Below are 22,363 nucleotides of genomic sequence, written 5' to 3'. Positions count from 1 at the left end.
GGTCCGGCTTTTCCATCCGTCAGCCGCGCGACGGCATGGGATAGACAACCTTGGCCGAGGCCAGCTCATCGGGGAAGATGATCTCGATATCGTCGCCAATGATCTGGGTGTTGACCGGCCGCGCGTGCTTGTTCTGGCCCTTTTCGTCGAACTCGACAGCCGCATAGGGCATGATCATGCCCTTCCAGTTGGCCGACGACAGCGCCGCTTTCACTGCGCCGCGTTCGGCCGAGGCGGCGCGTTCCAGAGCGTCCGCAAAAAGACGCACGCAGTCGTAGTTCATCGGCACTTCGTAGGTAAAGAACTTGCCGGTGGCCTCAACCTTCTGACGCAGCGCCTGGGTACCGTCCTTGCGCGGGTCGGGCCAGTGGTTGCAATCCATGATGTACTGCGCCGCCTTGGGATGTTCTTTGACGAAGCGGTAGTTCGACGCCGCGCCGCCGAGGACGGAGTAAATCGCCTTGGGCTGAATCCTCTGCTGCAGCATGGTGCGCGCCAGCAGCACATATTCGTTGTAGTAGTTGGCCGGAACGATGAGATCGGGTTTTGTCGACCTGAGTTTGGTCACCACATTGCTGAAGTCGCGCGTCGGCGTTGCATGGGCAATGGTCTCGATGACTTCGAAACCGAAGTCCGGCAGGCGCTTGTTCAAAAGCCCCGCCAAGCCCGAACCGAAGAGCGAGTCCTCGTGGATGATGGTGACCGTCTTCGCCAAGTTGCCGGCTGAGGCGTTGATGTTGACGAGGTTGTTCAGCGCATCCTCGGAACACTTGCCGAAGCCCGGGCTGAAGCGAAAGACATTATCCAATCCGCGACCGACGATCTTGTCGGAAACCGCCACGTCGACGATGCAGGGGATACCGTGTTTCGCGGCGGCCTGGGTGGTCGCCAAAGTATTGGAACTGGCAAAAGAGCCGATCAGCGCGACGATCTCCTCGCGCGCCATGCGGTCCACTTCCGTGGCGGCGACTTCGGGCTTGCCCTGGGTGTCGCCGAATACCGGCTCCAGCTTCGCGCCGCCCAGCGACTTGATGCCGCCGGCCTTGTTGATCTCCTCAATCGCCATCTCCGCACCGATGCGCGCCTGGGTTCCGGCAAAAGCGATGGCGCCGGTTACCGGATGAAGGACGCCGACCTTGACCGTCGCGCCCTGGGCCCGCAAGACGTTGGGAAATCCGCCAAGGGCGGTCAGAGCGGCAACGGAGGCCGTACCTTTGATGATCCTGCGACGCGATACGCCCCGCCCTAGCGGGTGCTTTGCCTTAGTCATTTTCTATTCCCCCTGTTCTTCAGGTTTTGATTTGTTTGCTCAGTCTATCGGCACAACGGCTTTAAAAGGCCCCAACAGGTCTCCCGCATTTTCCGCTTCCGCCAAGCGCAGGCAGCTTTGCAGAACTGCATCGCTCGGCCCCGCCCCCAGAAGCGGCGCGACCATTTCGCGGAACTTGTCGGTCAGGTCTGCGGGACCGTAGGGATCTTCGGTGTCGCCGCGATTGATATCGGTCGCGCCCTCAAGCAGGGCGCCGTCGCGGAGGTAGACCTTGACGCGGGCGGGCCGAAATTCGGGCATCATCGCAGTCAGGGCCGCGTCCTCGCTGAGGGTGACCCGCTGCGCCAGACTGCGAATCTCTTCATCGCCGATCTTGGCCATGCGGAAACTGTCGACGCCGGAGGACCCGTTGATGATCGTGGTCGCCACGGCAAAGGGGACCGAGAACTTACCGGCCAGCGTGTTGCGCGGATCGCGGTCCTCCAATTGGGCCGCAAGCGAGTAGGTTCGAACCTCGATCCGCTCGATCTCATCAGGCCGCAGACGGCCGCCGCGCTGCCGGACGATCTGCTCCAGCGCATCCAGGGTGCCATGGGTGTAGCGGCAGCAGGCGTGGCGCTTGAAATAGTTGCGGGCGATTTCATAACGCCGGCCGAGGTCCGCCACCATTTCTTCGGGCCGGTAGTCTTCGGCGATCACCGTGCCGTAAACCGTCGCAAGGCCGTCCGCTTCGCCGCTGAAGCCCGCCTGGATCAAGTGATGCGCCAGAATGCCGATGTGATTGGAAAAACCCGTGAAGGTGTTGCGGACCGTGCCGCCCTCCAGCATCGTCTTGCGGCTGGTGGTGAGGCCGAGGCTGGTCGAGAGAGAAATGATCTCCCGCAGCCGGGCCGCGTCGTAGCCCATGAGCTTGCCCACCGCGACCGCCGCGCCGACCGTACCCCAGGTGCCATGGGGATGCATGGTCATACGCAGTTTGGATGCAATGCCGATGCGCGACCCCACCTCATAACCGGCAACCAGGGCCGTCACCAAGTCACGCCCCGATACATCAACCTGCTGGGACAACGCGGCCAGTGCGGGCACGACATGCATGCCCGGATGCCCCCTGGCGAACTGATTGCCCTCGTCGAGTTCCAGGAATGTACCGGCCGTTCCATTCAGGAAGGCTGCCGTCATCGCCGGCGCCGTCATGCCGCTGCCCAGGACGCCGGCCGGGCCGGAACCGCTTTCTTTCACCAGCCTGCGGGTCAGGCTGCGCATTTCCTCTTCCTGCGCGCCTGCGGCAATCGCACCGAGACAGTCGGCATAGACCCAGCTTGCACGCTCAACCACTTCAGGCGGCAGGTCGTCGAAGCGCAGGTCTGCAAGAAACCCGGCCAGGACGTCGAGGTAACCTCTGCCTGCGGCCTGCACAGCCGCTGTCGCCCGCTCAGTCATGTAGCCCACCACCCGCCAGCGGCTGAAGATCGCTATCGTCCTGCGCTTTCCTGGACCGACCGCCCGCCGCAGAGGGCGCAGCGCCCTGCGTTGTCCAGCGCATGCCCTCTTCTTCCTGCACCCGGCGCATGGACATCTCGAAACGATAGAGGTCCGGACGATAGAGCACCCTGATGTACTCCACCGGGCGCTCGGCGCCGTCGCGCACCACCCGGCGAACCTCGATCAGCGGTGCGCCGGCATGGACGGAAAGCGCAGCGGCAACCTCCCCATCGGCAATGGTGGCGGAAATCGTCTGGCGCGCCGAGGCCACGTCGACGCCCGCCCGCTCCAACAGATGCAGCAGCGGCGTGGTGTTGAGGTCGTCGCGATCATAGTGGCGCCCGATATCGGCAGGCACGTAGGTGACCAGAAACGACATCGGCTCATCATCAAGGATGCGCACCCGCACCGCCCGCTGAACCTGCGCGCCCTGCTCAACCCCCAGCGCAGTGGCAATATCCTCGTTCGCCGGAACATAGCCGAAGTCCAAAACCCGGGCCTCGGTCGCAAGCCCCATCAGCGAAATATTCTCAAGCCAGCCTTCGATGGAGGCGGTCACGGCCGGTGCCGGCGGGCGCTTGATCACCCGCGTTCCACGGCCCCTTTCGCGCACCACCAAACCGGCGTCCGCCAGTTCATTGAGGGCCCGTTTCGCGGTGATCCGCGACACACCGAACTCATGGCAGAGTTCCTGCTCGCCCGGAACCAGATCGCCCGGCGTTATCTCACCGCCATAAATGCGGTTTCTCAGGATGATGAAAATCTGGTGGTAAAGCGGGACCCGGGCCTCGGGGTCGAGGCGGCTGTAACGCCGGCCGGCATCGCCGTCGGTTTTTTCCCCCGTCTTGAGGCTGCTGTCGCCCATTATCCCCGATCCCTGTTTTTTTAATGATATGCCATTATACCATTAAGTCAATCGGGTTCGAAGACCGCGCCACGCGGCAGCCCCTGAGAAACGACAGAGGGATGGAATTAGGCAGAATCGAATAGAGCAGGGATCGAACAGGAAAGGTGGAGCGTCCGGCAGTTTGCCTGAACAGCCGCTCAGGCCGAGGCAATAGCCTCCAGCGCGGCCTGGGTTCGCCGCCGCGCGGTCTGCTCGGCATTCAGGATGGACAGCAGAATGCCATGGGCTGCAACGCTCTGCCGGCAGGCCTCGGTCAGGCTATCGGCCCGCCCTTCCTCCAGACAGATCGTCATGGCCTTTTCCAGATCGGCGGCACGACCGGACGCAATCACGCTCTCCAAAGCCGCGCGCCTGACGAGGAGCGAGTCATCGCGCAGACCGTCAAAAGCCCGCTCAGGCGCCGTCGCGGCGGCATGCCGCAAAGCGACAGCGCGGACAATCGCATCGGGATCGTCAAGAAAAGCCAGCAGTTTGTCGGCTGCATCGGCAGAACAACCGGCAACGGCCTGCGCCGCATAGCCCCTGACCACCGGTTCGACATCGCCGAGGGCTGTCACCAGAGCAGCTTCCGTCGCCGGCGACAGCGGCAGGCTCTCACCGCGCTGTGCCAGGGCCTTGAAGGCGGCGATGCGCAGGACCGAATCGCCCGATCCGAGCGACTCCACCAGAGCCCCCTCGATCCCTTCTCCGGGACAATCGGCTGCAACACCCAAAGCGATCAGACGAAGATCGTCGCCGATGTCGTCCGGACCGTCGACGGCCACCCGCCGGCGGCGGCTTTTGGTGTAGCCGGCGGCGAGATCCTCGGCATCATCCGGCGCCGCTTCACCCTCAGCTTCGGAAGAAACGGGCTCAGGGCCTTGAATGGCGTCCAATGTCGACCGCGGGAAACGGCCTTCGACGACGTTGCTCTCCGGCGCATCTTCCTGCCCGCCACCTGACGGCCCATCTGCCGGAAGAATTTCGCCGTCCCGCGATATGACGATGCGCCCGGCCCCGCCCTCTTCAATCTTCGAAGCGCCCAGCGCGCCCAGCACGCCCTGTTGCTCCGGGTCCGCACCCCGGGCCTCAGGGTCAGGCTCTGAAAGACGCCCGTCTATGGCCGCGATCAGCAGATCTGCCGCTGCCGGGCGCATCGGGTTTTCAGGTGCCTTCGACAGCACCGCCAGGGACGCAAGCGCCACTGCCCGCACCTGCCTGACGGGGTCCGTGGCCGCGCGGCGCAAAACCTCGACAGTGGTGTCGGAGGCAAAGCCGCCAAGCGAACGCAAGGCGGCGATACGCAGTTCCTGGGGCCGCTGAACGTCGACAGCGACTTCGCAAAGCGGACCCTCGGCCTCAAGCCCGGCAATCGCCGGCAGCAGCGTCGCGCAGGCCGTCGCCAGGCGAAGACCGCCGCTTGCCATCCAGGCCGTGGTGTTGGCGGCCAGGTCGTCGGTGATGAGCGGTTCCGGGCCCGACACCAGAGCTTCCAGCGCAATAGCCTTCACTTCTTCGTCGGGGTCGCCAAGCGCGGCCTGTGCGATTTCCGGACGCGACGCAGCAAAGGCCGCGACGCCGGCACGGCGAACAGCGGCATCCGGATCGGCAAGGGCGAGACGCGATGCCAGCGGATCCCCCGCATCGAGGCAACCGATCGCAAGCTGCCGGATCTCGGCATTCGCATCCTTTGCAAAGAGCCCGCTTAGCGGCATCAGAACGTCTTTACGGGCTTTCGACAGCGCCCGAAAAGCCCCGGCCCGCACCGCTGCACTTCTATCGCGCAGCAGGCCGGCCAGAACGGCAACGCCGCCCTCGGAAATCTCCGCCAGCGCGTTGAAAACCGCGGCATCGAGTTCCTGCCCCAGCTCGTCGGAGCGGGCTTCGAGAAGAGTCTCGATCGCATCACCGGCGCCCATCGCGCCCAAGGCCGCTATCGCCGCAACCTGCACATCCAGCCACTCATCCCACATGCCGGTATCGTCTTCCCAGGCGACGTCATGACCGCAACGATCCTTCGCCAGGGCACAGAGCAACGGCACCGATGCCCCGTCCGCCAAACGGCCCAGGGCTTCGATCGCAAAGACTTTCACTTCCTTGACCGGATCACCCATCAGGGAGCGGCGGATCGCGTCGGCATCTTCGGCCCGCGCACACTGCACGAGGGCCGCCATGACATCGATCCGCACGTCCGGATCCTCGTCAAGCAAGGCTTCGACGAGCGCCGGCGCCGCCTTGCTGTCCCCCAGGGCAGCGAGGGCGCGGGCCGCCGCACAGCGAACCACATCCTCGCCCTCGCGCAGATGTCGCAAGACAACGCCGACGGGGTCGAGAGGCCCTGTCGGCGGGAGGCTCACTGCACTCATCATGGCGATCTTCTCCCGGAAAGACAGTCGGCGCAGCGCCAGCCGCGCCGACCCTGGCGAATCAGGCGATGTCGCGACGCGCGAAGGACATCGAACGGTACTGGTGCTTGTACGGGCTCTCACCCAGACGCTGCACCTGGCCGACACCCATCTTGTAGTTGTAGTTGCCGCTGATCCAGTCGACGACCCGGCCGGAAAGCGCGTTGGCCGGCTGGCTGGTATGGAGGAAATCCATGTAACCGACACCCTTCTTCACCGCCGGCGTCACGATCGCCACGGCGGTGATCGAGGCTTTGGTCAACTCGATGTGCCCGTTCTTCAGCAACGAGGCAAAGTCGAAGTCATCGCCCTCCACGCCGACGATGGTGTCTTTCTGCACCGGTATGCGATCAGAAAAGACCATCACATAGTCGCCCGACTCCACGCCATAGGCGGCCGCATCATCCGGATGCAGCTCGATCCAGTTCTCCGGCCAGCGCTGGACGATATAGGGGCGGCGGCGGTCGTCGTAGCCGGACTGCCAGCGCTCGTTGATGCGCCCCGAGGTCATCCAGATCTCACCCTCGCGCGGCTTCAGCCACTCCCAGTAACTGGAGAACAGGTCCCAGGGCGCTTTCTGCAGGTTGCACTTTCCGGTCTGGGTGTTGAAGTGGGTGAGCTTCTTGTTGAACACGGTGCCGCCGGCCGGCCCGTTCTCGGGCAAAACCCGGTTCACGTCGTGCAACCGTTTGGTTTCCTCCAGACTGCCGTCGGCCAGCATCAGGACCGGGCCCTGAATACCGTTGGTGCCGAATTCGCCGAGCTTTTGATGCAGCGTCTTGCCCTCGCGATGGGCCGCGACCTTCACCATGTGGAAGTCCTTGCGCGAACCGCGGGAGAAGCGCGAGCCCTCCTCCAGAACCTCGTTGGAGTTCTTCCAGTCGAAGCCCTCGAAACCCATCTTCTTGGAGAGCTGGGCGACGATCCACCAGTCCGGCTTGGCTTCGCCCGGCGCATCGTAGAACTTCGGATACAGCCGGATACGCCGCTCGCCGTTGGCGCGGGTGAAGTCGTCCTCCCCCCAACCGGCGGCGGGGAAAACGATGTCGGCATAGCGCGCACCGATGGGGTCGACCAGGTAGATGTCCTGGTCCCACACCACCATGCCGCCGGAATCCGCCCGCTTCTTCAGCGTCTCGATAATCTCGGCCTTGTCGAAGGACTGCACCTGATGCGGATTGCGGGTGGTCAGCTCGTCGAACTTGGCCTGCAGCGACTGGGTGCCGCACATCGCCTGAACCCAGGTGGTGCCGATGACATGGGCCAGCCGGGTATGGCCCGACATCAGATAGCGGTCGGTATCCATCGCCCGGCGACGGCGCCCCGGCAGCTTTTCCGGGCTCTTGTTGCGCGGGTAGGAGCCGCCGCGCAGCCCGCCGCGCTGGTGCCCGCCGGCACGCGCGATCACCTGCCCCGGACGGCCGCCACAGCCGGCGATGATACCCAGCGAGGAGATCGCATTGGTATTGCCGGTGTTGTTGGACCAGTAGAAGCCCTTCTCGATCATGATCGAGGTTTTGGGGCGTGACCCGTCATCCCTGGGCTTGGCCATCCACTCGGCCGCGGTATAGATCTTCTTCACGTCGATCTGGGCGATTTCGGCGGCTTTCTCAGGCACCGCGTAGTCCTGCGCCGTCAGCCACTTCTTCCAGTCTTCGAAACCGTCGGTCTGGAACTTGCCCCAGGTCGTGCGCCACTGCCAGGGCGTGTTGCGGGTGCCCTGGCCGAAGCCCGAAGAGCTTTCCCACTTGGAGTTGACCCAGTTCTGGATCCACTCCTTGTCCTCCCAGCCGTTCTCCACGATCACCCGGGCGATGGCGAGCACCACCGGCAGGTCGGTGCCCGGCTGAATGTCGAGCAGCATGCCGCCGTTCTTCTCGGCATAGGCAACGCCGCCGGTGCGGCGCGGAACCATGAAGATCGCCTTCTGGCCGTTCTGGATGGCCGGCATGATCCAGTCGGTGAAAAGGATCGTCTTGGTCTCGTAGGGGTCCGTGCCGCAGATCAGCAGAGTTTCGGCGTCGCGCCAGTCCTCGTAGCTCGGCCCGAAGTTGTCGAAGCCGGCGTCCCGGAAACCGGGCGTCGAGGTCACGTCCGAGGGCGTATCGTGGAAGGTGAAGTTCGCGGTCCGGACATTGCCCAGGGCGTACTTCGTGATCGCGTAGGTGTTCTCCATGTAGCCGTAGGAGAAGGTCTTCACGCCGTAGGCATTGGTGCCGTGCTTGTCGAGAACATGACGGCCGACCTCTGCCGCGATGTCGAGGGCGAAGTCCCAGGTCACCGGCATCAGAACGCCGAACATGCGCACCATCGGCGACTTCAGACGATCGCGCGTCGGGCTCTGCGGATTATAGACCTTCTGCGCGATAGCACCGCCGCGGATCGACGAATTGCCGTTCGGATTGACGTATTCCGTGTCCTTGTCCGGAATGATGACGACGTGGTGCGGTTCGCCGTTGTGCAGCACGATGTTGTGCTGGTTCGGCGCGATCCAGGCACCCAGCGGGCTGACCGGAAAATCCTCGCCGAAAGCATTCTGATCGGCTGCCGGGCCGCCGACTTTTCCGCCGCGCACCGGCCAGCGATAGACCTTGTAGCCGCAGGCGACGATGCAGTAGTCGCAGGCGGTGGGGATAACATCCGCATCGGGCGGCGGCAGCGGCACGGACTCTTCGGGGACATAGTACGGGGTAGACATGGTTATCTCTCCTTAGCCCTGAAGATTGTCGAAGCGGCCGTAGATCAGGCCGAACATGCCGACGGCGTAGATGTCGTCGCCATCCAGCTCCATCAGCACCTGCGGCAGCGACTGGTAAGCCTGGCCCGATATGAAGATGCCGTGGCGCGTCAGATCGAAGGTCGTCAGATGTAACGGGCAGGGCCCGAGCGCCTTGTCCGCTGCCTGATAGGTGCCCTGCAGCGGGCCGCCCTGGTGCGTACAGGTATAGTTGAAGGCGACAACGTCCTTGTCGGGACCGAGGCCGCCACCTGCTTCCTTGCCCAGTTTTACCAGAATCGATTCCGCATACTGACCTTCGTCCGGATATTCGAAGTCGAACGGCTCATCGACCTTGAGGTCGGAAAGCTTGGTAATGAACTTCCGCGGATAGGTGGCGACGACGGCCGGGGTCTGGGCAGCGGCGAGCCCCGGAATGCCGATCATCATCACCGTTGTCGCGATACCGCCGGTCAGCAGGAAAGAGCGCCGGTTCATCAGGCAGGACCGGGTTCCGGCCTTCTCAGCCTCGCCGTTCTCGCCGTTCACGGCGGCGGCGATGCGGGGGTCGATAGTCATGATCTCCGACTCCTCTTAGTTCTGGGCCGTTGCTGCTGGCAACGGCTCCATGACCGGCAGGGCCGGTTCGTCCATCAAAATCTCATCGCCTGAAAGGCTCTCAAGAAAGGCCACGAGATCGTCGACCTCGCTGTCGCTGAGCCCCAGGGGCTGCATGAGCGGGCTCTTGGTTTCGGCGAACTCGTTCTCGCCGCCGCCGTCGTTGTAGAAGACCACGACGTCACGCAGCGTCTCCAGCATGCCGTTGTGCATGTAGGGGAAGGTGTACTTCGTGTAGCGCAGGCTCGGCGTGCGGAACTTGCCCTTATGTCGCTTGTCCTTGCTGCGGAAGTAGAGGCCCGGGTCGTCTTTCGTGTGACGATAGAGCTCCTCCGTCGAGCCCTTGGCGTAAAGCTCGAAGCGGAAGGTGATCTGCGCCAGCTCGTCGTCTTCCCAGCCTTCGTAGGGCGGCACACCCAGGTTGTAGTACTGCTCGTCGCTCAACAGCGGTCCGCTGTGGCAGGCGATGCAATTGGCTTTGCCGGCAAAGAGATCCAGGCCCCGCTTCTGCTGGTCGCTCAGTGCCGAGTCGTCGCCGCGCATATAGTTGTCGAAAGGCGTGTCGGTCTGCACGAGGGTGCGCTGGAAAGCGGCGATTGCCATGTAGGCATGGCGGATGTTGGGCCAATCGTCGCCGAACACCTCGGCGAAGCGCTCGCGGTAGGTGGGCACGAAAGCCAGACGCGCTTCCATCATGTCGTCTTCGCCGTTGCCGGCGACGCCGCCGCGCGCCGCCGAACGGGCCTGCGCTTCAAGCGACTTGGAAGAGCCGGCCCAGAACAGCTTGGAGTAATAGGCCGAGTTTATGATGGTCTGGCTGTTGCGCCAGTGGGTCGTGCCGGGATAGCCGAAGCTGATCCGGTCCTGGACTGCCCAGCCGGCGTCCGGCAGATGGCAGGCCGAACAAGGCATCGCGTTGTTGCCGGAAATGAGTGGATCGAAGAACAGCATCTTGCCGAGTTCGATCTTTGCCTCCGTCATCGGATTGTCGGCCGGGATCGGCGGCGGACCCAGCGCGGCCAGGCCCTCCGGGCGCGGATTGTCGGCCAGCGCCGGACCGGACATCACCGGAGCGGTCAAAACGGCGGCGAGCATGACAGCGCCGATGGATTTGTATGCGGTCATTGTCGCCTCCCTCAATTGGTCGTTTCGCGCCAGTTTTCGATCAAAACGTAGTCGTAGTCGTCGGCGCGCCAGACATAGGCGTCGGTGTCGAAAGACTCGCCGCTGAGCGCCTCGAGGAAGGCCACCAGATCGGCCTTCTCTTCCGGCGACAGACCCAGAGGACGGACCCGCGGGTCCTTCAAGGGGTCGTCTCCACCGCCGGCGTTATAGAAATCCACAACCTCAGCAAGGGTCGCCATGGAGCCGTTGTGCATGTAGGGCGCGGTCCAGGTGAGCTCCCGCAGTGTCGGGGTGAGGAAGCTGCGCTTGGTCCGCCAGTCGCGCGTGCGGATGTAGGCGCCGAGATCCTCGCGCAGGTTCATGTAGTTTTCGACGCCCATGAACTTGGCGTAGGTGACAAAGGCCGAGTGCCGCTCCGGCTCTGCCCAGATATCCGGATTGTTCGGCACCGCAGTGTTATGGGGCAGGTCGTCTGTGAAGCGCTCACCGGAATGGCAGGCCGCGCAACCGGCTTTGCCTTCGAAGAGATCCTGGCCGCGCTCAGCCGCCGGCGACAACGCGCCGCTATCGATTGGCGCCCCTCTGGAAACAATGGTCTGCATGAAGGCCTGCAACGCGTTGCGGGCGCCGCCGTTGGAAGGTTCGCTCATTCCCGCGGCCTTGAACATCTCCACATAGACCGGGTCCTGTTTCATGCGTTCCTGCATGATCCGCATGTCCATGTTCATCAGATAGGTCTCGGTGATCATCTCCCGCGCGACGTCGTTCAGGTTCGTGCCCAGGCGGCCGTCGTGCATCCAGGCGGCCCGGTAACCCACGTTGGCCAGCGTTGGCGAATTGCGGAAGTGCCCCGCGCCGGTATAGGCTGCAGAGAGTGCTTCGCCGTCGGTGAAAGCCTTGTCCGGCTGATGGCAAGAGGCGCAGGCGAGCGTCGTGTCGCCTGATAATCTGGCATCGTAGAACATGCGCTTGCCGAGTTCGGCCAGCGCGGGTTTCACGTCCATCGGCTTGATCGGCCCCTTGTCCTGGGCCAGGGCCGCGGCGCCGGCAAGGCCGGCAAAAGCGGTGACAACAAGGGTAAGTAGCAATCGCATCGGAGTCCTCCCGTCAGGCAGCATCGGTCGCGCAGCCTTCGACGGGACCCTAGGCGATATCCCTCCGACTCTCCTTTGATTGCAATCAATGTGCGCCGCAAAAACCGAAAATGAGGCCTCCGTGCAACAGCCATCCCCCAATTCACAGGAATTTGATGTAGATCAACGAAGCGTAACCCTCATCTCATTACGCAGGTGCACAACAAAAGGAAGGGGGAGACATCATGCAAGAGCTTCAGAGGGTCGCTGACGGGCGGGCGCCGTTTCTTCCCGACTATCCACCCTGGAACAGACTGACAGCGCCGAGCGTGAGCGATCTGTTGGATGCCGCAACGATGATCAGCCTGACCCGCGGCGACGATGCCGGCGCCGGCCTGGGTATCGTGATCTCCGGCGCCTTGGCGGTGGAGCGGGAATTGTCCGATGGACGACGGATTCTCTGCGCTTTGTTTCACGAGGGCGATCTGGTCGACCTCCGCCGGACCGAGCGTGCGCGCCAGGGAGATCTCATCGCGTTGAAGGAGTCCGAGTTCCTGGCGCTCGATGAAAGTCGGGCTGAAATCTGCACTTCCGAACATGCCGACGTCGCCAGGGCTTTCATCGTCCAGCTCGGCGACCACCTGGCCCGCATGCGCGATCACGCCACCGATCTGGCCTTCAAGACACCCTTCGAAAGCCTGGCCTCGGTCTTGTTCGAATTCCGGCGCTGGCCCGGAGCGGATTCCGGCAACCCGGGCGGCAGCACCGTGCGCATACCGATCCCGCGCGGCGATGTCGCCGATTATATCGGTGTAAAGCCTGAGACCGTGAGCCGGGCGATCAGGCGGCTGGAGCGGGAAAGGCTTATCGGGATCCCCGAACAGGATCAGGTCTTCCTCGCCGATATTCCCTCAATGCGCCGCCTCGCAAACGGCGGACGCCCAAGACAGTCCACCCGCCGCAGCTGATCGCGTTTACTTCGTCTCAGCCGTGAAAACACCGTCCCAATCCGCGGGCGGCGGGCGGCGGCGGAAATTCTCGATGCGCCTGCGGTACATCGGCAGGAAGACGTCCAGGTCCAGCAGCGCCAGCCGGCGGCCGGCCAGCCCATCGATCATCTGAAGCGCCCTGTCCCAATCCTGCGCGCGATAGGCGGCCAGAACTTCGGCTATCCCGCCTGTCGTAGCACGAACATCGTTGCCATCCATCAGAGCGGGGGCATCCGGCAGCGCCGCTCCGCCGAGCAGGGCGAAGATGCGCTGCGGCTCGCGCTTGCCTTTCACCCGGATCATATCGAGTTCCACAAGCACACCCTCCGTACCCAGGACAGCGGCCGTCGCCTCCCCCAGAATGATCGACGCCCCATAGGTCTTGCACTGCCCTTCCAGGCGGGAGGCAAGGTTCACCGCATCGCCAAGCACCGAGTAATCGAAGCGCTGTTCCGACCCCATGTTGCCAACGACACAGGTCCCGGTGTTGATGCCGATACCCACATTCATGCACATTGCCTCACCGCCCCCGGCCTCCCGGGCTTCCTGCACCAGCGCCTCGTTCAACCGTTCAAGGGCTTCCAGCATTGCAAGGGCCGCCTTGCAGGCATTGAAAACGTGATCGGCATCCGGCAGGGGCGCATTCCAGAAGGCCATGACGGCATCGCCCATGTATTTGTCGATGGTGCCGTTGTTCTCCATGATCTCCGCCGTCAGCGGCGTCAGCAGGCGGTTCATCAGGCGGGTCAGCTCCTGTGGCCGGTCCTGCAGACGCTCCGAGATCGACGTGAAACCGCGCACGTCGCTGAACAGCACCGTCATCTCCCGGCTCTCGCCGCCCAGAACCAGCCGGTCCGGCTCGTTGGCCAGTTGATCGACCAGGGTCGGCGACAGGTACTGACGAAATGCACTGCGCACCCTTTGCCGTCGGCCCTCCTCGCGCAGGTAGTTGGTAAAGACCAGCAGGGTGAAGACCGCGAAGGAGCCGATCAGCGGATAGGCGACGTCGATCAACAGCCCCTCGCCGGTGAACAGGAACCAGGACGCCGTCCACAGCGCCGCCGCAACCAGCGCGCCCAGCAGCAGGGTCAGGGCGGCACCGAGAACCGGCACCAGGGCGATCATCGTCAGGGCCACGGCGGCCAACATCAAAAGCTCCGCCCCCAGCGCATAGTTCGGGCGCAGCAGAAGCTGCCCGGAAAGGATCATCTCAAGCATCTGGGCATGCACCTCGACCCCGGGCACACGGTCCTGCAGCGGCGTCGCCTTGATGTCGAAGAGCCCGGCGGCGGAGGTTCCGATCAGCACCAGCTTTCCGGCCAGGCGTTCCGTCGGCACGCTGCCCGCCAACAGCTCCCGGGCCGAGACATAGAGTTCCGGACGCGACTTGGCATAGTACATCCAGAGGCGGCCGTGGCGGTCCGTCGGCACCTCCACCCCGCCGACCACAAAGGCGCTGATCCCGGCCTCATTGGTCTTGATGGCAAAGGCGTTGCCGCCGGTGGCGAGCCGCAGAAGTTCGACGGTCAGGCTCGGCACGATCTCACCCGCGGCCACCACAAAGGCCGGCACGCGCCGCACCACGCCATCACTGCCGGGCACCAGGTTGAAGACCGCCCGCCCGGGCGCCGCTTCATCCAGCACCGGGGTGTTGCGCACCAGGGCCGGGAAGCGAAAGAGATAGGGCCGCGGGTCACCGCCGATGGTGGCCAGCGGAACTTTCGGCTGCGGCGCGCTTTCTTTGCCGGTCACATTACGGTGGTAGCCGGACTGGCCAAGCACCAGGCGGGTCTGCGCGAGTTCGCGGGCCAGGACCTCGTCATTGCTGGGCAGGGCGCGCAGGGCCGCGGCCACCTCAGGTTCGAGCCCGCCGAGAGACTCCGCATAAAGGGCGGGCGAGGTTCGGTCCGGTTCGGCGAAGACCACATCGAAAGCGATGGCCACCGCACCGGCCTCGCGCAGCTGCGCGACCATGCGCGCAACTTCGGTGCGCGGCCAGGGCCACTGGCCGATCTCGGCGAGACTCTCTTCATCGATGTCGACAATGATCGCCGGCTGCATCGTCGGCTCGCGCGGCTGGGCGATCTGATAGAGATCGAAAATCTTCAGGCGAAGAATCTCAAGCGGCGCCGGGTCCCAGACCCTGAGGGCCAGCAGGGGCAGCAGCAGGGACAGTCCCAGGACCCGGCTGAAACCGAAACGCCGCAGCAGGGCAAGCAAGCGCCGCTTGGCCGCGGCCGCGCCGGACAAAGCCTCCCCACTCACGTCCTGGATTCCCTTTCCACCTCGGCCGACATCTTATGGGCGGCCGGCATCACGATATCCCGGAACCTAGGATAGCCCAAACTTCACGACATTGCGGTATCGATATTGTCAGGGCTGATATCCGCGGCGGAAACGCCCTGAACCACGGCCAGGAAGGCGCCCGTCGACTGCAGGGCGATCACCGCGTCGCCCTCTGGGGTTTCGCTGACCGTCAAATCGTCGCCCGTCAGGCCGTCGACGAGTACCAGGCTGTCGATGCCGACCTCAAAGTCCCCGATGACGTCGGTCAGTTCCAGGGTTTCGGCGGCGTCCGCCGCCCGCAGAACGAAGAGGTCCGCGCCACCGCCGCCGAACAGGCTGTCGCTGCCCGCGCCGCCGTCCAGGGTATCGTCGCCAGGGCCGCCGCGCAGAACGTCGTCGCCGTCAAGGCCGTCAAGCGCCAAACCGGTGAGCGAAGACTCGCCCAGGATAAGGTCGTTACCCTCGGTTCCCGTCAGCCTGCCGTCCTCGCTGTTGGTGACCAGGGTGAAGTCATCCACAACCGGCTCCTCATCGTCAGCGATATCCTGAACAACGGTCGAGAAAGAAGACGTGAAACTGGAACCCGGCGTGAACTCGATCTCCGCGGCCACCGGATCGGTCGACAGATCGCTATCGCTCACCGAGACATCGTAACTCGGCGCATCCTCACCGCCGTCGTGGAAGAAAAGCACTTCCTCTTCGGTGATCTGCTGCTGGGTGAAGGAGGTAACGGTTTCCTCAACATTGCTTCTCAGCGCGAACCATCCGCCGGTGACGTTACTGACCGTAAACACCAGAGCCGCGTCGTCATTATCGATATCGCTGGCGCTGAGATTCTCGAAACTTAGCTCCACCTGACCACCTTGGGTGACACTCAGGCTGTTGGTTGCCAGAACCGGCGCGTCGTTCATCAGCACGAAATCGATCTCCGCCGCCGCCGGCTCCGTCGACAAATCACCGTCACTTACCGAGACGCTGTAGCTCGGCGCTTCTTCATCGCCGTTGTCGACGAAAACTATTTCGCCATCCGTAACCTGCTGCTGGGTAAAACTGGTAATGGGCTCTTCAGGGACGCTGGCCAGCTCGAACTGCCCACCGGTTACGCCACTGACCGTAAAAACCAACTCCGTAGGATCATTATCGACGTCGCTGACGCTGAGGTTGTCGCTGCTCAGGGTGACGGCCTCACCTTCGGAAACGTTCAGGCTGTTGTTTCCGAGCACCGGCGGATCGTTCACCGCGGTGAAGTCGATGTCCGCCGCCACCGGGTCGGTCGAGAGGTCGCCGTCGCTCACTGAGACGTTGTAGCTCGGCGCGTCCTCGCCCCCGTCATGCACGAAAGAGACGGCTTCCTGGGCAATTTGCTGCTGCGTGAAAGAGGTGACGACCTGGCCCACATCCTCACCCGGCAACCACAGTATGAACTGGCCGCCGGTCACGTTGCTCACCGTGAAGAGGAGCCCGGCATTACTGCTGTCGATGTCATCGGCGCTGAGGTTCTCACTGCTCAGCGTTACGGTCCCGCCTTCCTCAACGCTCAGGCTGTTGTTGCCCAGCATCGGTGCGTCGTTCACCGGCGTGAAGTCGATCTCCGCCGCCGCCGGCTCCGTCGAGAGGTCGCCGTCGCTCACCGAGACGCTGTAGCTCGGCGCTTCTTCGTCGCCATTGTCGACGAAAACTACTTCGCCATCCGTAATCTGCTGCTGGGTAAAACTGGTAATGGGCTCGTCAGGGGCGCTGGTCAGTTCGAACTGCCCACCCGTTACGCCACTGACCGTGAAAACCAACGACACAGGATCATTGTCAGAATCGCTAACGCTGAGGTTATCGCTGCTCAGGGTGACGGTCTCACCTTCGGAAACGTTCAGGCTGTTATTGCCGAGCACCGGCGGGTCATTCACCGGCGTGAAATCGATCTCCGCCGCCACCGGGTCGCTCGAAAGGTCGCCGTCGCTCACCGAAACATCGTAGCTCGGCGGTAGCTCGCCACCGTCATGCACGAAAGCGATTTCTTCGTTGTCAATCTGCTGTTGGGTGAAGGCGGTAACGGTTTGTTCCTGCTGGTCGTCAAGCCTGCGTACGAAGCGTCCTCCGGCTAAATTGCTGACCGTGAAGAACAGGGCCGCGTTATCGCCATCGACATCGCCGGCGCTGAGATTGTCGCTGCTCAGGGTGACGGTCTCGCCTTCGGAAACGTTCAGGCTGTTGGCCAGCAGCTCCGGCGCGTCGTTCTGACCTTCTATAGTGATGGTCACGGTCGCGGTGTCCGTACCGCCATTGCCGTCGTCAATAGTGTAGGTGAAGGTTTCCTGTCTGCTTTCGCCGTCGCCCAGGCTGTCGAACGCAGTGCCTGGCTCGTAGCTGAACGTCCCATCGGCATTCAGCAGCAGCAGCGCACCGGACGTCAGAGTGATCTGGCCGCCAACCGCAGCGGCATTGCCGTTTACTTCGGTAACCGACAACTCGTCATTTTCATCGACGTCGGAATCGCCGCCGTAGATGATACTGTTGTCGTCAAGAACGTTGGCCTCAAGATTGTCGTTCTCTTGGATCGTGAAAACATCATCCACTGCATCCGGGGCGTCGTTCACGCCGTTGATGGTGATGGTAACGGTCGCCGTGTCGCTACCGCCGTTCCCGTCGTCAATCGTGTAGATGAAGGTCTCCTCGGCGCTCTCGCCCGCCCCCAGCGACCCGAACTGCCCAAAGGTCTCGTAGTCGAAGCTGCCGTCTGCATTGACAGTCAGTTCCGCACCCGAGTCCAGCTCGATTGTTTCACCCGGCGTGAAGGGATTGCCGTTCACCGCCGTCACCGTCAGGTCGTCGCCCTCGGCATCGCTGTCCGCGCCGTTGCCGTTGTCGGCGAAAAGATCGTCGGACAGGCTGCTGTCCTCGTCCGTGGCAAAGGCATCATCTTCGGCCTCCGGCGCATCGTTGACCGGCGTGAAATTCACGCTCACCACCTGCGGCGGGCTGAAATTGGTGCCGTCATCACTCACCGCGACGCTGTAGCTCGGCGGCTTCTCGCCGTAGTGCACGAAGATCACTTGACCGTTGGCGATCTGCTGCTGGGTGAAGGTGGTCACAGCTGCTTGCTGCTGTACGGCGGCCGCTGCAAAGGGGGCCGGGCTGACACTCACCAACCGGAACTCACCACCGGTCACGTCGCTGACCACAAAGATCAGGTCGGCGTCGCTCGTGTCGGCGTCGCTGGCGCTGAGGTTATCGCTGCTCAGCACCACCTCTCCGCCCTCGGTCACAGTCAGGCTGTTGGTCACCAGGACCGGCGCATCGTCGACGGGGGTCACACCGATGGGCACCACGGTGGGCGCCGAGACGCCGCCGTTGGGGTCCGCAACGGTGACGGTGAATGACCCCTGGACCGTCTCGCTGCCGTCGTGGGCGAAGAACACCAGACCATTGTCGATATCCGCCTGGGTAAAGCTGAAGACGACCTGGGGAACCCCGCCGGCGATAAGAACGACGAGGCCGTTCGAAGTCCCCGTAACGGTGTAAACCAACAAAGACGGGTCGCTGGTTTCCGCATCGCTGGCGCTCAGAGCCGCCGGGCCGATCTGGACGAGGTCGCCTTCGTCGGTTCCGGTGCCCGGGCCCGAGACCGTCGGCACCGTATTGCCGGGCGGGTCGTCGTCATCGCCGCCGCCACCGCCCAGCGTGGGCGGCACAACGTTGCCGTCGGAGGGGCTGGGCGGCGGGCTGGAGGTCTCAATGTCCGTGCCGCCGCCGGCGCCCGTACCGCCGCCGCTACCGGCCCCCGGCGGCGTCAGGCCGCCGCTGAAACCGCTGCCTTCGCCCAAGGGCTGGCCCGGCAGCGGGTTCTGGGGCGGCCCGGCCGCAGTCTCGATGACCGGTTCGTTCAACAGCGCCTCGATCTGCTCCGGCGTCAGGCCCGCCTCTTCCAGAGCCTGAAGCTGCTCGGCGTCAAGCCCGCTCTCCTGCTCGTCCTGGGGCTCGTTCGGCGGTTCCTCGGTCTGATCCTGGCTGAGGCTGCGTTGGATCTCCACCGCCCGGTTCAGGGCGCGGCCGAAAGCGTTGACGATGTCCTGGCCCGAGATCACGGTGGGCACACCGGGATCGGTGTTGGCGCTGCGCACGTCGAGGAAGTGGTTGGACAGGGTGAACAGCGCGTCGCCGGCGCTGTTGGAGAAAACGAAGCTGCCGAGTTCGCCGGTTTCCGGATTGACCAGATTGGCGATCCGCGTCGCCCCGCCGAAGGTGCCGACCTGCACGCCCACGGTCGTCCCGCGGATACCGATGGTGCCCACCGGGGTTTCCACCTCGATGCCGCCGCTCGGCGCGATCTGGCCGGTGACGAAGACAAAGGTTCCCTGGATCAGGGAGATCCCCATGGAATTCACGGTGCTGCCGGGGTTGTAGATCAGCTCGTCGATGAGCATCCGCGAGTTGGCCGACAACGCAAATACGGTATCGTCGATGAAGAGGATGCCGAGTTCGGAACCGACGCCGGTGGAGACCACGTCGCCCTGAAAGACGGGATCGCCTTCTTCCAGGTCGGCGCGGCTGCCGTCCGCCCGCTGCACCCGGGCGATGCCGTCCAGGTTGCTGACCTCGCCGATCGGCTGACCGAGCTGCGCCCCGCCGAGCTGGGCATAGGCGGTCGGAAATTCGGGACCCGCAAGCGCATCGACGGTTTCCGGCGACATCCGCGCGCCTTCCGCCGTCTCCAAGGCCGGCGGCGGATTCTGCGCGAAGTAGTCCGTCAGCAGAAGTTCTTCGCCGTCGGGGCCGCGCAGCAGAAGGTCGTCGCCAAGCCGAACGAATTCGGCGGCGAACAGCAGGTCCGAATCGACGACGATACCAGCCTCGCCGAGGCCCTGAGTCTCGTCGAGGTTGCTGGTCGTTACCTGTTGAAATGAATCAACTGTCTTCGACATCAGGCCGTCCCCGAATCATAAAAATATATCGGGGTGGCCAAGTCGCTTCGCATATAACGCGACGACCAAACACAAGGAATATCAATGGCGTGCTCTCCCAAGCCCCAGGCGATTTCTATCAGATTTCAAGGCGCCGCGGGAGTCAAAAAGGGTATCCCGGGCGTCACATCAGTATTAGAGGCGGCCCTCCAGACCGTCATTTCAGGACTTTAACTCTGTCCTGTAATAAATCGGCAACACAATCTAAAGTGGAACACAGCCAGCAACCGGCCCTTTAGTCAGCCAGCGATCTGATTAGACCGGTGGTCTGGGTCACCCGGGCCGCCAGCATGCGGACCAGGTGCTCATGAAAGGCGGAGGCGATATCCGGCGCCTCGGCCTTCATCCGCGCCAGGGAGTCCCGGCTGAGGCGCCAGACGACCGCTTCGGTATCGGCGACCACGGAAGCGGAGCGGCACTGGTCCAGATAAAAGGCGATCTCGCCGACGATGGTGCCCATGCCCATGGTCCTGAGGCGCACGCCGATACCCTCCGGCGTCTCGATCTGAACGCTGACCCGGCCGGACTCGACAAAGAACAGGTCGCTTGAGACCTCGCCCTGGTGAATCAGCGTGGCCTTCGGGCCAAGCGTCATCTTTTCGAGATAAAGCTGCATGATGCCGGCGGCCCGCCGGTCACCAAGGGCGCGGGTCAGGAGGCCCTCGATGGAATTATCCTGCCGCGAGCGCGGCCCACCTGCCGCAGCCTCCAGCAAGCGCTCCTCACACCACTCCAGGGCACGGTCGAACTCCGGAAACGAGCGGACCGGCAGGCCGCTCTCGGTCCCAAAGCCGCCGTCGTTCAGCAGGCGGCCGATCCGATCCGGGATATTGGTTACGACCACCGTCGCCCAGTTGCGTTCGGCGCGCTGGCCGATCTTGATGAAGCTGAGCACCGCCGAAGAATCGAGGCCTGTCAGACTGCGGCAGTCCAGCAGAAGGAAGCGCAGCCGCGGCTCGCTGCGGTCCTGCATACGGGTCCGGACAAGCTTTTGCAATCGATGTGCCGTGCCGAAGAAGACGTAACCTTGCAGCCTCAGGATCAGGATCTGCCGACCCTGGGTGACAAGGATCCTGCGTTCCTCTTCGGCGCGCTCCACGCTGCTGTGGAAGTTGTCGCCGGTGGCGGCGTACTTCACGATCTCGACCCGGCTGTAGTCGAGGGTGAAGAGCACCACGGCGGAAATCACCCCGACCAGAACGCCTTCCAGGAATCCCACCCAGCCGATCACCAGCAGGATCAGCAGAATGATCAGGTACTCGCGGCGCGGCATCTTGAAAAAGGCCTCGACCAGCCAGTCGTAAAGCAGGGAGATGCCGATCCACAGCAGCAGGCCGCCGAACAGCGGGATCGGCATATAGGCCAGCAACGCCGAGCCGAAGAACAGCGTCGCCACGCAGATCGCCGCCACCACCAGGCCGACAAGGCGGAAGTCGCCGCCCAGCTTGTGGCCGAGCAGCGAGAGGCCGAGGCCCTGAAAGCCCGCCGCGCCGCCACCGGTACCGGCGAAGAAGTTGGCGAGCCCGGCGGCGCGCAGTTCGCGGTCCAGGTCGATATCGCGGCGCAGCGACAGCTCGATCCCGCTGGAGGCCAGCAATACCGAGGCCGCGGTCACCACCACCATGGCCATGACCTTGGGCACCTCCGCCCAGATCACGCCCCAGTCGATGCTGTCCAACGGGTTGCCGGTGAAGGGCGGCCAGACCGTGCCCTGCATCGGCAGGTCGAACAGCCAGCCCTCTGCCTGAAGCTGCGACAGCGGCAGGGCCAGAACCCAGGTTGTTGCATGAAACAGCAGCAGGGCGGCGGCAATCGCGGCAGGCAGGCTAAAGGCACTGCCGCCGCGCTGAGAAATGGCTGCCAGGATGCAGGCGAAAAGGGTGGCCGGCGCCCACTTCGCGACGTTGGCCGGCTCCACCAGGATGGCGAGGTTTTGCAGGGTCGGCGTCTCCCCCAGGATGACGCCGAAGGCGCCCTGGACGATCAGCCAGCCCATGCCGGCGAGAAAACCGCCGATCACCGGATAGGGAATGAAGCGGATCAGGCGGCCGAGGCGGAAGACGCCCAGGGCCAGCAGGCAGAGCCCGGTGAAGGAGGTCGCCAGGCCGATCGCCACCACGATGGTCACCAGCATCTCGCGCTCGCTGCGGAGGCCCTCCATGGCCGTATGCATGGAGGCGGCGATGACCGCCAGGGTCACCACCGTCACCTCCTGGGACAGCCCGATCATGCCGGGATGGGAGGAACTGCAGGCGATGATGGCGGCCAGGACGGCGCTGCTGAAAAGACAGAGCCCGATGCCGACGGCGACATAACCGCTGAGCGCACCGTTGAACAGCAGCGCCGCATCGGAGATCGAGAAGACCACCACCAGCAGGCCGCAGATGACCCCGGCGGTCAGGCTGGCCAGCAGCGGGCGCAGGCCGGTCGCCACGGCCGCCGGACCCTTGGGTCCCGCGACGTACCCCGCCTTAGGTGTCTGCGCCTGGCTCACATGCCCTCTCCCCACAGAGTTCACCGGGTCTTTACATCACCCGCCGCCGCCCTCTCGTATTCCC

12 protein-coding genes are annotated in these 22,363 nt (G+C 63.8%); 1 reads left to right on the top strand and 11 read right to left on the bottom strand.

Translation table 11 applies throughout. The features are described from left to right. Nucleotides 1–19: 19 nt before the first annotated feature. The 8 genes from HBA54_RS15100 to HBA54_RS15065 form a co-directional block, all read right to left on the bottom strand. Nucleotides 20–1,270, bottom strand: a complete 1,251-nt coding sequence (locus tag HBA54_RS15100) for an ABC transporter substrate-binding protein (RefSeq protein ID WP_167226035.1) — start codon at nucleotides 1,268–1,270, stop codon at nucleotides 20–22. 39 nt (nucleotides 1,271–1,309) lie between these two features. Next, nucleotides 1,310–2,710: an MmgE/PrpD family protein gene (locus HBA54_RS15095; protein WP_167226033.1), complete on the bottom strand. Its 1,401-nt coding sequence runs from the start codon at nucleotides 2,708–2,710 to the stop codon at nucleotides 1,310–1,312. Further along, the gene (locus tag HBA54_RS15090; protein WP_167226031.1) at nucleotides 2,703–3,617 is read right to left on the bottom strand and encodes a GntR family transcriptional regulator; all 915 of its coding nucleotides are present in this window, start codon (nucleotides 3,615–3,617) and stop codon (nucleotides 2,703–2,705) included. Before HBA54_RS15090 ends, HBA54_RS15095 begins: the two co-directional genes overlap by 8 nt. Nucleotides 3,618–3,796: 179 nt before the next feature. After that, nucleotides 3,797–6,007 (bottom strand): HEAT repeat domain-containing protein, encoded by a 2,211-nt coding sequence (locus HBA54_RS15085; RefSeq protein ID WP_167226028.1) that lies wholly within the window; start codon nucleotides 6,005–6,007, stop codon nucleotides 3,797–3,799. 58 nt (nucleotides 6,008–6,065) lie between these two features. Continuing rightward, nucleotides 6,066–8,741 carry an arsenate reductase (azurin) large subunit gene (locus HBA54_RS15080; protein ID WP_167226026.1) on the bottom strand — a complete coding sequence of 892 codons (2,676 nt, stop codon included), beginning with the start codon at nucleotides 8,739–8,741 and terminating at the stop codon, nucleotides 6,066–6,068. Between the two features lie 12 nt (nucleotides 8,742–8,753). Beyond that, the gene (locus tag HBA54_RS15075) at nucleotides 8,754–9,338 is read right to left on the bottom strand and encodes an arsenate reductase (azurin) small subunit (RefSeq protein WP_167226024.1); all 585 of its coding nucleotides are present in this window, start codon (nucleotides 9,336–9,338) and stop codon (nucleotides 8,754–8,756) included. Nucleotides 9,339–9,353: 15 nt separating this feature from the next. Beyond that, nucleotides 9,354–10,502 carry a cytochrome-c peroxidase gene (locus tag HBA54_RS15070; RefSeq protein WP_167226022.1) on the bottom strand — a complete coding sequence of 383 codons (1,149 nt, stop codon included), beginning with the start codon at nucleotides 10,500–10,502 and terminating at the stop codon, nucleotides 9,354–9,356. A gap of 11 nt (nucleotides 10,503–10,513) precedes the next feature. Further along, nucleotides 10,514–11,596, bottom strand: a complete 1,083-nt coding sequence (locus HBA54_RS15065) for a cytochrome-c peroxidase (protein WP_167226020.1) — start codon at nucleotides 11,594–11,596, stop codon at nucleotides 10,514–10,516. A gap of 224 nt (nucleotides 11,597–11,820) precedes the next feature. Here HBA54_RS15065 and HBA54_RS15060 point away from each other — a divergent pair, with 224 nt between their 5' ends. Then, nucleotides 11,821–12,543 (top strand): Crp/Fnr family transcriptional regulator, encoded by a 723-nt coding sequence (locus HBA54_RS15060; RefSeq protein ID WP_167226017.1) that lies wholly within the window; start codon nucleotides 11,821–11,823, stop codon nucleotides 12,541–12,543. A 6-nt stretch (nucleotides 12,544–12,549) separates the two neighbouring features. Here HBA54_RS15060 and HBA54_RS15055 read toward each other — a convergent pair whose 3' ends face one another. The 3 genes from HBA54_RS15055 to HBA54_RS15045 all read right to left on the bottom strand — a co-directional run bounded on the left by HBA54_RS15055 (nucleotide 12,550) and on the right by HBA54_RS15045 (nucleotide 22,299). Continuing rightward, on the bottom strand, nucleotides 12,550–14,829 hold the full coding sequence (locus tag HBA54_RS15055) for a CHASE2 domain-containing protein (RefSeq protein ID WP_205944677.1): 2,280 nt from the start codon (nucleotides 14,827–14,829) through the stop codon (nucleotides 12,550–12,552). An 83-nt stretch (nucleotides 14,830–14,912) separates the two neighbouring features. Next, the gene (locus HBA54_RS15050) at nucleotides 14,913–19,766 is read right to left on the bottom strand and encodes a cadherin-like domain-containing protein (RefSeq protein ID WP_167226015.1); all 4,854 of its coding nucleotides are present in this window, start codon (nucleotides 19,764–19,766) and stop codon (nucleotides 14,913–14,915) included. A gap of 274 nt (nucleotides 19,767–20,040) precedes the next feature. Next, complete coding sequence (locus tag HBA54_RS15045) at nucleotides 20,041–22,299, bottom strand: SLC26A/SulP transporter family protein (protein WP_167226013.1); 2,259 nt, start codon at nucleotides 22,297–22,299, stop codon at nucleotides 20,041–20,043. Nucleotides 22,300–22,363: the final 64 nt, after the last annotated feature.

Source organism: Pelagibius litoralis (assembly GCF_011683915.1).
GTDB classification, from domain to species: domain Bacteria; phylum Pseudomonadota; class Alphaproteobacteria; order Kiloniellales; family Kiloniellaceae; genus Pelagibius; species Pelagibius litoralis.
Note: the sequence above shows the minus strand (reverse complement) of the source record. Positions and strands in the feature narration are given on the sequence as shown.

Coding starts and splice junctions, on each gene's coding strand:
- HBA54_RS15090 (WP_167226031.1), bottom strand. CDS start 3,617: ATGGGCGACAGCAGCCTCAAGACGGGGGAAAAAACCGACGGCGATGCC.
- HBA54_RS15075 (WP_167226024.1), bottom strand. CDS start 9,338: ATGACTATCGACCCCCGCATCGCCGCCGCCGTGAACGGCGAGAACGGC.
- HBA54_RS15080 (WP_167226026.1), bottom strand. CDS start 8,741: ATGTCTACCCCGTACTATGTCCCCGAAGAGTCCGTGCCGCTGCCGCCG.
- HBA54_RS15070 (WP_167226022.1), bottom strand. CDS start 10,502: ATGACCGCATACAAATCCATCGGCGCTGTCATGCTCGCCGCCGTTTTG.
- HBA54_RS15050 (WP_167226015.1), bottom strand. CDS start 19,766: ATGTCGAAGACAGTTGATTCATTTCAACAGGTAACGACCAGCAACCTC.
- HBA54_RS15100 (WP_167226035.1), bottom strand. CDS start 1,270: ATGACTAAGGCAAAGCACCCGCTAGGGCGGGGCGTATCGCGTCGCAGG.
- HBA54_RS15095 (WP_167226033.1), bottom strand. CDS start 2,710: ATGACTGAGCGGGCGACAGCGGCTGTGCAGGCCGCAGGCAGAGGTTAC.
- HBA54_RS15060 (WP_167226017.1), top strand. CDS start 11,821: ATGCAAGAGCTTCAGAGGGTCGCTGACGGGCGGGCGCCGTTTCTTCCC.
- HBA54_RS15085 (WP_167226028.1), bottom strand. CDS start 6,007: ATGATGAGTGCAGTGAGCCTCCCGCCGACAGGGCCTCTCGACCCCGTC.
- HBA54_RS15065 (WP_167226020.1), bottom strand. CDS start 11,596: ATGCGATTGCTACTTACCCTTGTTGTCACCGCTTTTGCCGGCCTTGCC.